The organism is Pseudomonas sp. RL (genome assembly GCF_000647775.1).
Classification (GTDB): domain Bacteria; phylum Pseudomonadota; class Gammaproteobacteria; order Pseudomonadales; family Pseudomonadaceae; genus Serpens; species Serpens flexibilis.
On sequence record NZ_JBOY01000053.1, the window covers coordinates 63,476 to 75,375 of the forward strand.

Consider the following 11,900-nt stretch of genomic DNA (forward strand, 5'->3'; position numbering starts at 1 on the left):
GGAGTACTGAAACATGAGCCAGTCATCCCTGATCCTCGGCGCCCAACCGCTGGGCCCGCAGATGCCCGGCATTGATCCCTTCATCTTCGCCGCCTATCACCAGGACCATTACCCCAGGGGCAACGGCCGCCTGGGGCCGGATGCCACCCTGTTGCGCGGGCGCGACATCGGCATGGACTTCAGCGGCCGGGGCGGCTGGAGCATGTACCACGGCGAAGAGATCCCGGGCTTCCCGGCCCACCCGCACCGGGGCTTCGAGACCGTGACCATCGTGCGCCGGGGGCTGGTGGACCATGCCGATTCGCTGGGCGCCACCGCCCGTTACGGCGAGGGCGACGTGCAGTGGCTGACCACCGGCAGCGGCGTACAGCACGGCGAGATGTTCCCGCTGGTGCACGAGGACCAGGACAACACCCTGGACCTGTTCCAGATCTGGCTGAACCTGCCGGCCAAGAACAAGCTGGCGCCGCCGGATTTCACCATGTTCTGGGCGCATACCATTCCGCGCGTGACGCTGCCCGGTGCCGAGGTGGAGGTGATCGCGGGGGATTACGGCGCGGTGCGCGCGCTTACGCCGCCGCGTGCGTCCTGGGCCAGCGAGACGGACGCCGATGTGGCCATCTGGATCGTACGCATCGAGCCGGGCGCGAGCGTCACGCTGCCGGCGGCCTCGGATCGGGCGCGGCGGGCCATCTACCTGACTACCGGGCGTTCCTTCGTGGTTGGTGATACCCGCTTCGACCGCCGGGTGATGGTGGAGGTGCGCGCCAACCAGCCGGCGTCGCTGCACAACGACAGTGGCGAGGTGATCGAGCTGCTGGTGCTGCAGGGCAAGCCGATCGGCGAACCGGTGGCCGCGCGCGGCCCGTTCGTGATGAACACCCAGGAAGAGCTGGTGCAGACCATCCGCGACTACCAGCGCACCGAGTTCGGCGGCTGGCCCTGGCCGAGCCGCGAGCATACGCATGGTACGTCGGGGCGCTTTGCGCAGCATCCGGATGGGCGGATGGAAAGGCCGGAGGTTTAAGTGGCTATGGGGGGACGACGGTGTGCCTGTCCACCACCGCGCCGGCCCGGCGCCGCTTGTGCGGCGCATGGTGGATCGGTGAAGCGTGATCCACCCTACGATTGCCTCAGCGCCGTACCGCGACGTAGGGTGGACAACGTTTTCTTGTCCACCATCGCGCCGGAACGGCGCGCCTCGCGGCGCGCTTGGTGGATCGGTGAACGCGCGATCCACCCTACGATTGTGCGGCTCAGCTTTCCCCGGCCAGCTTGCGATCCAGCTGGAACTTCCAGCGCGTGTACATCAGCGCGCTGCAGAACAGCACCAGGCTGATGAGCGCTTCGGCCCAGCCGTACAGGGCACGCGCCGGGTCGAAGGCGGCCAGCACGCCCTGGATGAAGTAGATGTTCACCACGAAGCACAGCCAGGCATGGCCGCGTGCGTGGCCGAGCAGCACGCTGGGGGCGAGGATCAGCAGCGGCACCAGCACGATGCTCAGCACCACCCAGGTGCGTGCGCCGTGCAGGTCGGCGAAGACGCCGTTCCAGACGCCGATCAGCAGCAGCAGCGCCAGGTAGCCGATCAGGCTGACCCAGCGGGTGAAGCGCACGCGCGGTTGTAGCCATTCCATGGCCGGCAGCGGTTTCTTTTGCTTAGCCACGGCGCTCTCCCAGTTGGCCGGCGGTCTGCGCCAGGCGCAGGCCGAGGGCGCGGCACAGGGCGATTTCATGCTCGTCCAGCGGACGCTTGCCGTCGGCGCCGGCGTGGTGGCTGGCGCCATACGGCGTGCCGCCGCCACGGGTCTCGATCAGCGCCGCTTCGCTGTACGGCAGGCCGCAGATCAGCATGCCGTGGTGCAGCAGCGGCAGCATCATCGACAGCAGGGTGCTTTCCTGTCCGCCGTGCAGGCTGGCGGTGGAGGTGAACACCGCCGCCGGCTTGCCGACCAGCGCGCCGGTCAGCCACAGGCTGTTGGTGCCGTCGAGGAAGTACTTCATCGCGGCGGCCATGTTGCCGTAGCGGGTCGGGCTGCCGAGCACCAGGCCGGCGCAATGCTTCAGGTCGTCGAGGGTGGCGTACAGCGCGCCCTCGGCAGGAATCTCCGGGGCCACGGCTTCGCACTCGGTGGACACCGCCGGCACGGTGCGCAGGCGCGCCTCGAAACCGGCCTGCTCGATGCCGCGCGCGATGTGCCGGGCCATCTCGGCGGTGGCGCCGTGGCGGCTGTAATACAGCACCAGGATGTAGGGTGAACTCACGGCAGGATCTCCAGCACTTTCTCCGGCGGACGGCCGACCACGGCCTTGTCGCCGACCACCAGGATCGGCCGCTCGATCAGCCGCGGGTGGGCGACCATGGCCTCGATCAGTTGGTCCTCGCTCAATGCCGCATCGGCCAGGCCGAGGGTCTGGTACTCCTCTTCGCCGCTGCGCAGCAACTGGCGAGCGCTCAGGCCCAGCTTGCCGAGCAGGGTGCGCAGGTCTGCGGCGCTGGGCGGGGTTTCCAGGTAACGCACCACGGTGGGGGCCAGGCCGCGGGCTTCGAGCAGTTCCAGCGCGCCGCGCGATTTGGAGCAACGCGGGTTGTGGTAGAGGGTCAATTCACTCATGGCAGGTCGCCTCCGACGTAAGGTGGCGGGTATTCTACCCGCCCGGGTTGGCGGAGGCGCGTGGGCTTTCGCGGCGCCGGTGGATTCGGCGAGGAGACGGCATGCGGCAGTGGCTGGCCAATGGGGTGGAGTTCTGGCGGTTCCTGTTCCGCCGCTTCCTGGACGACAACGGCCTGGACAGCGCCGCGTCGCTCACCTACACCACGCTGTTCGCGGTGGTGCCGACCATGACGGTGACCTTCTCGGTGATCTCGATGGTGCCGGCGTTCCGCGAGCTGGGCGGCGAGCTGCAGAGCTTCATCTTCCGCAACTTCGTGCCCTCCACCGGGGCGACGCTGCTCTCCTACCTGCAGGCGTTCAGCGAGCAGGCCCGGCAGCTGACCTGGGTGGGGGTGATCTTCCTGGTGGTCACCGCGCTGATGATGATGCTGACCATCGAAAAGGCCTTCAACACCATCTGGCGGGTGCACCAGCCGCGCCGGGGGGTGAGCAGCTTCCTGATCTACTGGGCGATCCTCAGCCTGGGGCCGCTGCTGCTGGGCGCGGGCTTCGCCATCAGCACCTACGTGGCCTCGCTGTCGCTGCTGGTCGGGCCGGACGCGCTGTTCGACGTCACCTGGCTGATCCGCATCGCGCCGCTGCTGCTGGAGGTCGCCGCGTTCACGCTGCTCTACGCGGTGGTGCCCAACACCCGCGTGCCGGTGCGCCATGCCTTGCTCGGCGGCCTGTTCAGCGCGCTGCTGGTGGAAGCGGCGAAGAAGCTGTTCAGCCTGTACGTCAGCGCGTTCCCGGCCTACCAGCTGATCTACGGCGCGTTCGCCACCGTGCCGCTGTTCCTGCTGTGGATCTACGTATGCTGGCTGATCGTGCTGCTCGGCGCAGAGCTGGCCTGCAATCTCTCATCGACCCGTGCCTGGCGCACGCGTCCCTTGCCTCGTCTGCTGGCGCTGCTGGGTGTGTTGCGGATCTTTCAGGATCGCCAGCGCACCGGCGCGACGCTGCGCCATGCGCAGCTGCGGCGCGAGGGCTGGCCGCTGCCGGAGGAGGAGTGGCACGAGATTCTCGGCTTCCTGCAGCGCGAGCACCTGGTATGCCGTACGGCCGGCAACGCCTGGGTGCTGTGTCGCGACCTGAATGCCTACCCGCTGGATCGCCTGCTGGCGCGCAGCCCCTGGGTGCTGCCGGCATTGCAGAGCCTGCCGGAGGAGCTGCCGGAGGGCTGGTATCCGGCGTTGCGCGAAGGGCTGGCGGAGCTGGAGCAGGCGCGCGAGGACATTTTTCACGGCAACCTGGGTGACTGGCTGAGCGCTGGTCGCGAGGAAAGAACATGAACGGATGGAAGCGATGGGCGCTGGCGCTGTGCGTGGCGCTGGCCGGTTGCGGCGCGGCCGATCTGGGGACCGACCAGCATGGCCAGACGGTGACGCCCGAGAGCCTGCAGGGCCAGTGGCTGGTGATCAACTACTGGGCCGAATGGTGTGCACCGTGCCGCAAGGAGATCCCTGAGCTGAATGCCCTGCCGCAGCGGATCGACAAGGTGCGCGTGCTGGGCGTCAATTTCGACGGCCTGCAGGGCGACGCACTGTTGCGGGCGGCCGAGGGCATGGGTATCGACTTCACCGTGCTGGCCGACAATCCGGCCGAGCATTTTGGCCTTGAGCCCAGTGGCGTGCTGCCGGTGACCTATCTGGTGGACGAGCGTGGCAAGGTGCGCGCGCGGCTGCTCGGCGAACAGACCGCCGACGGCCTGGTGGCAAGGCTGCAGGCGCTGCGGGAGGGCTCATGAGCATTGCCTTGCAGGCATGGGTGAGCGGCCGGGTGCAGGGCGTGTGGTTCCGCCAGGGCACCGCCGAGCAGGCGGCGACGCTGGGTGTGAACGGCTGGGTGCGCAACCTGCCGGACGGGCGGGTCGAAGCCTGGCTGGAAGGGGAGGAGCAGGCGGTGCGCGCCCTGGCGCGCTGGCTGGAGCAGGGGCCGCCGAAGGCGGCAGTCACCGGCGTGCAGGTGCAGGAACAGGCGCCGCAGGGATATGCGGATTTCGAGGTCCGGCGCTGAGGCAACCGTAGGGTGGATCGCGCTTCATCGATCCACCAAGCGCCGCCGCCAGGCGCGGCCGGCCAGGCGCGGCCGGCTAGGCGCGCCGTACCGGCGCGATGGTGGACAAGGAAGGCGTTGTCCACCCTACGGATCGAGGTACGGCGCTGAGGCAATCGTAGGGTGGATCACGCTTCACCGATCCACCGCGCGTGCCGCAAGGCGCGCTGTGCCGGCGAGTTGGTGCGTTGTCCACCCTACGGGTCGAGGCCAGCGCTGGGGCGATAGTAGGGTGGATCACGCTTCACCGATCCACCAAACGTGCCGCCCCCGGCGTCAGCCGCCGATGCGCTGCTTGAGGAACTCCAGGATGCCGTCGAGGGCGACGTTCTGGCTTTCGCTATCGCGGCGGCCTTTGTACTCCAGGGTGCCTTCGCCCAGGCCGCGGTCGCTGACCACGATGCGGTGCGGGATGCCGATCAGCTCCATGTCGGCAAACTTCACGCCGGGGCTGGTCTTCTTGTCGCGGTCGTCCAGCAGCACTTCGTAGCCGGCGGCGGTGAGCTGCGCGTACAGCGCATCGGTGGCCTGCTTGACGCTGTCGTTCTCGTACTTCATCGGCACGATGGCGATCTGGAAGGGCGCCAGGGCGTCCGGCCAGAGGATGCCGCGCTCGTCATAGTTCTGCTCGATGGCGGCGGCCACCACGCGGGACACGCCGATGCCGTAGCAGCCCATGATCAGGGTGACCGGCTTGCCGTTCTCGCCCAGCACATTCAGGTTCATGGCCTGGCTGTACTTGGTGCCGAGCTGGAAGATGTGGCCCACTTCGATGCCGCGCTTGATCACCAGGGTGCCCTTGCCGTCCGGGCTCGGGTCGCCTTCCACCACGTTGCGCAGGTCGGCCACTTCGGGCAGCGGCAGGTCACGCTCCCAGTTGATGCCGAAGTAGTGCTTGTCGTCGACGTTGGCGCCGGCGCCGAAGTCGCTCATCAGCGCCACGGAGCGGTCGATGATGCAGGGGATTGGCAGGTTGACCGGGCCCAGCGAACCCGGGCCGGCGCCGATGGCGGCGCGGATCTCGGCTTCGGAGGCGAACACCAGCGGGCTGGCGACCCGTTCGTGGTTGGCGGCCTTGATCTCGTTCAGCTCGTGGTCGCCGCGCACGATCAGGGCGATCAGCTTGCCTTCCTCGGCGGCATGCACCACCAGGGTCTTGACGGTCTTCTCGACGGCCAGGTTGTAGCGCTCGACCAGCTCGGCGATGGTCTTGGCATCCGGAGTGTCCACCAGGCGCAGGGCTTCGCTGGCGGCGCCGCGTGCCTTCTCGCGCGGAATGGCCTCGGCCTTCTCGATGTTGGCGGCGTAGTCGGAGCTGTCGCTGAAGGCGATATCGTCTTCACCGGACTCGGCCAGCACGTGGAATTCGTGGGAGCCGGTGCCGCCGATGGAGCCGGTGTCGGCCTGCACCGGACGGAAGTTCAGGCCCAGGCGGGTGAACACGTTGCAGTACGCCTGGTGCATGCGGTCGTAGGTTTCCTGCAGCGACTCCTGGCTCAGGTGGAAGGAGTAAGCGTCCTTCATGATGAACTCGCGGCCGCGCATCAGACCGAACCGCGGGCGGATCTCGTCGCGGAACTTGGTCTGGATCTGGAAGAAGTTGATCGGCAGCTGCTTGTAGCTGTTCAGCTCGTTACGGGCCAGGTCGGTGATGACTTCCTCGTGGGTCGGGCCGACGCAGAAGTCGCGCTGGTGACGATCCTTCAGGCGCAGCAGCTCGGGGCCGTACTGCTCCCAGCGGCCGGACTCCTGCCACAGCTCGGCGGGCTGGATGGCCGGCATCAGCACTTCCAGGGCGCCCGCCTTGACCATTTCGTCGCGCACGATGGCTTCGGCCTTGCGCAGGGCGCGCAGGCCCATCGGCAGCCAGGTGTACAGGCCGGAGGCAAGCTTGCGGATCATCCCGGCGCGCAGCAGCAGTTGGTGGCTGATCACCACGGCATCCGACGGGGTTTCTTTCAGGGTCGAGAGGAGATACTGACTGGTACGCATGTTGGCCGTTTCGTCCGTTGCGGGAGCGGAATAGAGCCCGGCATTGTACGGCCACGCCAACAAGGCGTACAGGCACAAACCGGGGAGGGAACATGGCGAATCTGAGCGCACACGAGGTGCAGGCACTGATCCGCGCAGGCGTGCCGATGGCCGAGGACATCGACCTGCGTATCGAACGGGTCGATGGTGAGCGGGCGCTGGCAAGGGTGCCGTTCAATGGGCGATTGGTGCGGCCGGGCGGCACGTTGTCGGGTCCGGTGCAAATGGCGCTGGCCGATACGGCCATGTATGCCGTGGTGCTGGGGGCCTTGGGCCGGGTGGAGATGGCGGTCACCAGTCACTTGAACATCAATTTCCTGGCCAAACCCGCGCCAGTCGATCTGCTGGCCGAGGCGCGCATCCTGCGCCTGGGCCGACGCCAGGCGGTCTGCGAGGTTTCCCTGTTCTGCGCGGGGCAGGAGGATGTGCTGGTGGCCCATGTCACCGGGACCTACGCGTTGCCGGGGTAAGGTGGGGCTTTGGTGGCGCACTAGGCCCGATCGGGTGAGCGCCGGCACCAGAAGCTCGCGAACGAGTTCGCTCCCACGGGCTGTGCCGCTTGCGTGGGAGCGGATTCGTCCGCGACTGGTTAGAGAATGCTCAGCGGGTACTCGATGATCACCCGCACCTCGTCGATGCTCGGCGAGCCGTAGTAGACGCCGTCACTGCTGCGATAGGTGGCCTGGCGCAGGCGCAGGCTTAGGTCTTTGGCCGGGCCTTCCGGCACCACGTAGCGCAGTTCGATGTCGCGTTCCCATTCCTTGCCGTTGTCGGTGGTGCCGACGTCGGCGTCGTCGCCGTAGATGTAGCGGGTCATGAACTTGAAGCCGTTCAGGCCGACCGCCGCCAGGTCCAGGTCGTAGCGGGCCTGCCAGGACTTCTCGTCCTGGGCGTTGAAGTCCGAGCGCTGCACCGAGTTGGCCAGATACACGGTGCCGCCACCATCGATACCGTAGTCGTAGCCAATGCCGTCGAAGCCGCCGATGGACTTCTGGTAGGCCAGCATGAAGCTGTGGGCGCCCAGGCTGTAGGTGGCCGCCAGGCTCCAGATAGTGTTGCCCTCGTCATCGCCGGTACCGGTGTACTCTGCCTCGTAATCGGTACGGTAGATGTTGAAGTCGAAGTTCAACGACTGCTCGTTGACCAGCGGCACCGTGTAATTGAGGTTGCCGTAGACTTTCTGGAAGGCGTCGTGGGCGTCCGAGTAGTACAGCGAGAGCGAGAAGTTGTCGTCGACGGCGTAGGTGCCGCCGACGAAGTCGAGACGTTTCAGGCCAACACTGTCATGGCCGGTCTGTGCCTGGGCATTCAAGGCAGTGAAATGGCCAGCGTTGAGCTCCAGCCCTTCGAGTTCGTTGCTGGTCAGCAGGAAGCCGGTCGCGGTTTCCGGCAGCAGGCGGCTGTCGTCGGTGGCGAACACCGGCACGCCGACGATCTGCTGGCCGTACTTGAGCACGCTGCTGGAGACCCGCGCCTTGACCACGCCGCCAGCCTCGGCGTATTCGTCCTCGGCGTAGCCGTCGGAGCCGACGGGCAGCAGGCCGGTGCCGGCACGGCTCGGGCTGCTGTCCAGCTTCAGGCCGATCATGCCATAGGCATCAAAACCGAAGCCGACCGGGCCCTGGGTGAAGCCGGACTCGAAGGTGGCAGTGAAGCCGTGCGCCCATTCTTCGACCTTGCTTTGGGTGCCGGGCGCGTTGTTCTGAAAGTCGCGGTTGAAGTACAGGTTGCGGTTGAAGAGATCAAGGCTGCTGTCCTCCATCAGTCCCTTCGCTTCGGACTGGGCGCTGGCCATGGCCAGCTGGGAGGCGCCTGCGGTAACGGCCAGGGCGATTGCGCTCAACTTCATCACGTGCATGTGACTGCTCCTTTTGATTGAAGATCGAGGCCGCCCGGGTACCCCCGGGTCGGCTCCTCGTCAGGCTTGCTCTCACCCCGTTGGACCTGCTGCATCCAAGGCGGGTAATTGACGTGGTGGACGGATTCGTTCAAGGCCCCCTGCGGCTGGTACGCGTCCAAGGTTGTAAAGGCGTTTCGATATCAATGGGATATCGTCAGAACGCTTCTGTAAGAAGGCATAGCAATAAATGCCGGCAAGTCAAAAAGGCCCTGGCGCATTTGTGCGGGCGTCCATGGAGCGATGAAAAACGCGGGGGCAGGCGCTATCCTCCCGGCAGGCGCCGTCGGCGCCCGGAATTCTCAGGAGAACCACGATGTTCGTGCTGGCCGAGCAACTTGCAAAAGACACCCTGCCTATTGGCGACTTCCCGCTGTGCCGTCTGCTGTTGATGAACGACAGGCAATACCCCTGGTTCATCCTGGTGCCGCGCCGCGAGGACGTCAGCGAGCTGTTCCAGCTCGACGAGGCGGACCAGCGTCAGCTGTGGAAAGAGACGACGCAGCTGGCGGAGATCCTCAAGGACACCTTCGCGGCGGACAAGATGAACGTCGCCACCCTGGGCAACATGGTCAGTCAGTTGCACATGCATGTGATCGTGCGCCGCAAGGGCGACGCGGCCTGGCCGGCGCCGGTGTGGGGCAAGCATCCGGCCCAGCCCTATTCCGCAGCCGAGCTGCAAGGCATTCGGGACAAGCTTGGCCTGGTGCTGACCGAAGATTTCCATTTCGAGGAGGGCAAGGCATGACGGTAGAAGAACGTATCGCCGACCTGGAAAGCCGCCTGGCTTTCCAGGATGACACCCTGCAGGCCCTGAACGACGAGGTGGTTCGCCAGCAGCGCGACATCGAGCGACTGCAACTGCTGGTCAGTGCGTTATCGCAGCGCCAGGACGAGTTGCAGACGCAGATCGGCAGCGAGGATGAAGACGAGGTTCCGCCCCATTACTGAAGCGTCAGGCAACTGGTGAAGGTGCGCGCTTGCCCATTCAGCGGGTCCTGGAAGCTCAGGCTCCGGGCGAGTAGCTGCAGGGGGCGGGTGTGGTCTTCGGGTGCGGCGCTCAGGCTCGGATACAGCGGGTCGTTGAGAATCGCCGCGCCCAGCCCGGCCATGTGCAGGCGCAACTGGTGCTTGCGGCCGGTGACCGGGTAAAGCGCGTAGCGCCAGTGCTCGCCGCAGGGCTCCAGAACTTCGATACGCGTTTCGCTGTTGGGCTTGCCGTCGCCTTCCTGCATGCGGAAGAACGGCTCGCCCTGCTCAAGATGGGTTTGGCGCAGGACGGGGAAGTTCAGCCGAGGCAGCGGCGGCGCCATGGCCTCGTAGCGTTTGACGATGCGCTGCTGGCGAAAGAGGGCCTGGTAAGCGTCGCGGGTTTGCGGGTTGCAGGAAAACAGCACCAGCCCGGCAGTCAGGCGATCCAGCCGATGCAGCGGCACCAGCTGCGGGTTGTCGAAGCGCTCCACCAGCCGGCTGAGCAGAGTTTCCCGCACGTAGCTGCCGGCGGGGACCACCGGCAGGAAGTGCGGTTTGTCCACCACCAGCAGGTGCTCGTCCTGGAACAGCACCTGCTCCTCGAACGGGATGCGCGCCTCGTCGGGCACTTCACGAAAGTAGCGGACGCGCAGGCCTTCCCGGTAGGGATGATCGGCGCGCAAGGGCTGCCCCTGCTCATCCAGCACGCGATGGCGGGCGAAGCGGTCGAGCCAGACCTCGCGGCCGATCGCCGGGAAATGTGCACACAGGCAATCGAGCACCGTCGGCCAGCGCCCGGCGGGCAGGTGCAGCGTGCTGTGTTTCAACGCCGCATCGCTTCCGTCACGCCTGCTTGCGCTCTGCGGCCAGGCAGGCGGCCGCAGTGAACAGCACGTCGGTCGACGAGTTGACGGCGGTTTCCGCGGCATCCTGCAGGATGCCGATCACGAAGCCGATCGCCACTACCTGCATGGCCACCTCATTGGGAATGCCGAACAGGCTGCAGGCCAGCGGAATCAGCAGCAGCGAGCCCCCTGCCACGCCCGACGCGCCGCAGGCACTGACCGCCGAGACCACGCAGAGCAGCAGGGCAGTGGGCAGGTCGACGCTGATGCCCAGGGTATGCACGGCCGCCAGGGTCAGCACGCTGATGGTGACTGCTGCGCCGGCCATGTTGATGGTGGCACCCAGCGGAATGGAAATGGAGTAGGTGTCCTCGTGCAGGCCCAGGCGTTCGCAGATCTGCAGGTTGACGGGAACGTTGGCCGCCGAGCTGCGGGTGAAGAAGGCGGTAACGCCGCTTTCGCGCAGGCACAGGAAGACCAGCGGGTAGGGGTTGCGGCGAATCTTCCACCAGACGATGACCGGGTTGACCACCAGGGCCACGAACAGCATGCAGCCGATCAGCACCAGCAGCAGCTGGGCGTAGCCGAGCAGGGCCTGCAGGCCGGTGTCGACCAGGGTGGTGGCCACCAGGCCGAACACCCCGAATGGGGCGAAATGAATCACCACCTTGACGATCAGTGTGACGCCGCGGGCCAGGTCGCTGAAGGCCGCGCGGGTGCTGTCGCTGCCCTGGCGGATCGCCAGACCGAGGCCGATGGCCCAGGCGAGGATGCCGATGTAGTTGGCTTCCAGCAGGGCGCTGATTGGATTGCTGGTGATGTTGAACAGCAAGGTCTTGAGCACTTCGCCGATGCCGCCGGGCGGGTTGGCGCCGGTGGCGGCCTCGGCCAGCGGCAGGGTAGTGGGCCACAGGCTGCTGGCGATCACCGCGACGATGGCCGCGCACAGCGTGCCTACGAGATAGAGCACCAGGACCGGACGGATATGGGTCGGCTGACCCTGCTGGTGGCTGGCGATGGCAGAAATGACCAACAGGAACACCAGCACCGGCGCCACGGCTTTCAGCGCGGCGATGAACAGTTCGCCGAGCAGGCCGACGTGCGGGACGGCCTGGGGCAGTAACAGGGCAAGCAGAATGCCGGCGACCAACCCGATGAAAATCTGGACGACCAGGCTGGTGCGGGTGAACAACTGCAGGAGAGGATGCTGAATCATGTGGGTTTCCTGGGGTCGCCCATGCGGCGAAGCGAAGCGGTGGTTCCCGGTCATGTAGGAGAGAAGCCGAGGCGGCTGCTGTCGTACAGAACCGGAGCGATTGGGGTGTAGGTCGGCAGCAGAGTCCGACGTGGTCCGTCCCGTCCGTGGCAAGGCGGGGCGATTTTACTGGGAGTGGCGGGAAATTGCGGGCATTTTCCGCGCCGCTGGTCCTTTGTCGGGCAAAAAAA

14 protein-coding genes are annotated in these 11,900 nt (G+C 66.4%); 7 read left to right on the forward strand and 7 right to left on the reverse strand.

What is annotated here, in order from left to right:
• Nucleotides 1–13: 13 nt before the first annotated feature.
• The gene (locus tag AS93_RS0109710; protein ID WP_027590431.1) at nt 14–1,027 is read left to right on the forward strand and encodes a pirin family protein; all 1,014 of its coding nucleotides are present in this window, start codon (nt 14–16) and stop codon (nt 1,025–1,027) included.
• Nucleotides 1,028–1,256: 229 nt separating this feature from the next.
• Here the strand turns inward: AS93_RS0109710 and AS93_RS0109715 are convergent, their stop codons facing one another.
• From AS93_RS0109715 to arsC, 3 genes are read right to left on the reverse strand one after another with little or no spacing between them, the layout of a single operon-like run.
• Entirely contained in the window at nt 1,257–1,667 is a 411-nt protein-coding gene (locus AS93_RS0109715; protein ID WP_027590432.1) for a DUF2069 domain-containing protein, read from the reverse strand.
• Nucleotides 1,660–2,265: an NAD(P)H:quinone oxidoreductase gene (wrbA, locus tag AS93_RS0109720; protein ID WP_027590433.1), complete on the reverse strand. Its 606-nt coding sequence runs from the start codon at nt 2,263–2,265 to the stop codon at nt 1,660–1,662. The genes AS93_RS0109715 and wrbA overlap by 8 nt, the downstream gene beginning before the upstream one ends.
• Nucleotides 2,262–2,615 (reverse strand): arsenate reductase (glutaredoxin), encoded by a 354-nt coding sequence (gene arsC, locus AS93_RS0109725; protein WP_027590434.1) that lies wholly within the window; start codon nt 2,613–2,615, stop codon nt 2,262–2,264. Before arsC ends, wrbA begins: the two co-directional genes overlap by 4 nt.
• A gap of 101 nt (nt 2,616–2,716) precedes the next feature.
• Between arsC and AS93_RS0109730 the strand changes: the two genes are divergently transcribed.
• The 3 genes from AS93_RS0109730 to AS93_RS0109740 are packed head-to-tail and all read left to right on the forward strand — an operon-like array spanning nt 2,717 to nt 4,670.
• Nucleotides 2,717–3,946: a YihY family inner membrane protein gene (locus AS93_RS0109730; protein WP_027590435.1), complete on the forward strand. Its 1,230-nt coding sequence runs from the start codon at nt 2,717–2,719 to the stop codon at nt 3,944–3,946.
• Nucleotides 3,943–4,401 (forward strand): TlpA disulfide reductase family protein, encoded by a 459-nt coding sequence (locus AS93_RS0109735; protein ID WP_027590436.1) that lies wholly within the window; start codon nt 3,943–3,945, stop codon nt 4,399–4,401. Before AS93_RS0109730 ends, AS93_RS0109735 begins: the two co-directional genes overlap by 4 nt.
• The gene (locus tag AS93_RS0109740; RefSeq protein WP_037008871.1) at nt 4,398–4,670 is read left to right on the forward strand and encodes an acylphosphatase; all 273 of its coding nucleotides are present in this window, start codon (nt 4,398–4,400) and stop codon (nt 4,668–4,670) included. Before AS93_RS0109735 ends, AS93_RS0109740 begins: the two co-directional genes overlap by 4 nt.
• A 315-nt stretch (nt 4,671–4,985) precedes the next feature.
• Here the strand turns inward: AS93_RS0109740 and AS93_RS0109745 are convergent, their stop codons facing one another.
• Nucleotides 4,986–6,701 carry a proline--tRNA ligase gene (locus tag AS93_RS0109745; protein ID WP_027590438.1) on the reverse strand — a complete coding sequence of 572 codons (1,716 nt, stop codon included), beginning with the start codon at nt 6,699–6,701 and terminating at the stop codon, nt 4,986–4,988.
• 101 nt (nt 6,702–6,802) lie between these two features.
• Between AS93_RS0109745 and AS93_RS0109750 the strand changes: the two genes are divergently transcribed.
• The gene (locus tag AS93_RS0109750) at nt 6,803–7,210 is read left to right on the forward strand and encodes a PaaI family thioesterase (RefSeq protein ID WP_027590439.1); all 408 of its coding nucleotides are present in this window, start codon (nt 6,803–6,805) and stop codon (nt 7,208–7,210) included.
• 119 nt (nt 7,211–7,329) lie between these two features.
• On the opposite strand, the gene AS93_RS0109755 is transcribed toward AS93_RS0109750, so the two are convergent.
• A complete protein-coding gene (locus AS93_RS0109755) occupies nt 7,330–8,598 on the reverse strand; it encodes an OprD family porin (RefSeq protein WP_027590440.1) in 1,269 nt (422 codons plus the stop codon).
• A 355-nt stretch (nt 8,599–8,953) separates the two neighbouring features.
• On the opposite strand from AS93_RS0109755, the gene AS93_RS0109760 reads away from it, so the two are divergent.
• Both AS93_RS0109760 and AS93_RS0109765 read left to right on the forward strand, forming a co-directional pair.
• The gene (locus AS93_RS0109760) at nt 8,954–9,385 is read left to right on the forward strand and encodes an HIT domain-containing protein (protein ID WP_027590441.1); all 432 of its coding nucleotides are present in this window, start codon (nt 8,954–8,956) and stop codon (nt 9,383–9,385) included.
• Entirely contained in the window at nt 9,382–9,588 is a 207-nt protein-coding gene (locus AS93_RS0109765; RefSeq protein ID WP_027590442.1) for a SlyX family protein, read from the forward strand. The genes AS93_RS0109760 and AS93_RS0109765 overlap by 4 nt, the downstream gene beginning before the upstream one ends.
• Here the strand turns inward: AS93_RS0109765 and AS93_RS0109770 are convergent.
• A complete protein-coding gene (locus AS93_RS0109770; RefSeq protein ID WP_027590443.1) occupies nt 9,582–10,436 on the reverse strand; it encodes a pseudouridine synthase in 855 nt (284 codons plus the stop codon). The genes AS93_RS0109765 and AS93_RS0109770 overlap by 7 nt on opposite strands.
• A 16-nt stretch (nt 10,437–10,452) precedes the next feature.
• A complete protein-coding gene (sstT, locus tag AS93_RS0109775) occupies nt 10,453–11,670 on the reverse strand; it encodes a serine/threonine transporter SstT (protein ID WP_027590444.1) in 1,218 nt (405 codons plus the stop codon).
• Between the last annotated feature and the right edge of the window lie 230 nt (nt 11,671–11,900).

What these genes read in the sequence shown, in the direction of transcription:
- arsC (WP_027590434.1), bottom strand. Translation starts at nt 2,615, where the DNA reads ATGAGTGAATTGACCCTCTACCACAACCCGCGTTGCTCCAAATCGCGC.
- AS93_RS0109765 (WP_027590442.1), top strand. Translation starts at nt 9,382, where the DNA reads ATGACGGTAGAAGAACGTATCGCCGACCTGGAAAGCCGCCTGGCTTTC.
- AS93_RS0109745 (WP_027590438.1), bottom strand. Translation starts at nt 6,701, where the DNA reads ATGCGTACCAGTCAGTATCTCCTCTCGACCCTGAAAGAAACCCCGTCG.
- AS93_RS0109710 (WP_027590431.1), top strand. Translation starts at nt 14, where the DNA reads ATGAGCCAGTCATCCCTGATCCTCGGCGCCCAACCGCTGGGCCCGCAG.
- AS93_RS0109755 (WP_027590440.1), bottom strand. Translation starts at nt 8,598, where the DNA reads ATGCACGTGATGAAGTTGAGCGCAATCGCCCTGGCCGTTACCGCAGGC.
- AS93_RS0109760 (WP_027590441.1), top strand. Translation starts at nt 8,954, where the DNA reads ATGTTCGTGCTGGCCGAGCAACTTGCAAAAGACACCCTGCCTATTGGC.
- sstT (WP_027590444.1), bottom strand. Translation starts at nt 11,670, where the DNA reads ATGATTCAGCATCCTCTCCTGCAGTTGTTCACCCGCACCAGCCTGGTC.
- AS93_RS0109740 (WP_037008871.1), top strand. Translation starts at nt 4,398, where the DNA reads ATGAGCATTGCCTTGCAGGCATGGGTGAGCGGCCGGGTGCAGGGCGTG.
- AS93_RS0109735 (WP_027590436.1), top strand. Translation starts at nt 3,943, where the DNA reads ATGAACGGATGGAAGCGATGGGCGCTGGCGCTGTGCGTGGCGCTGGCC.
- AS93_RS0109730 (WP_027590435.1), top strand. Translation starts at nt 2,717, where the DNA reads ATGCGGCAGTGGCTGGCCAATGGGGTGGAGTTCTGGCGGTTCCTGTTC.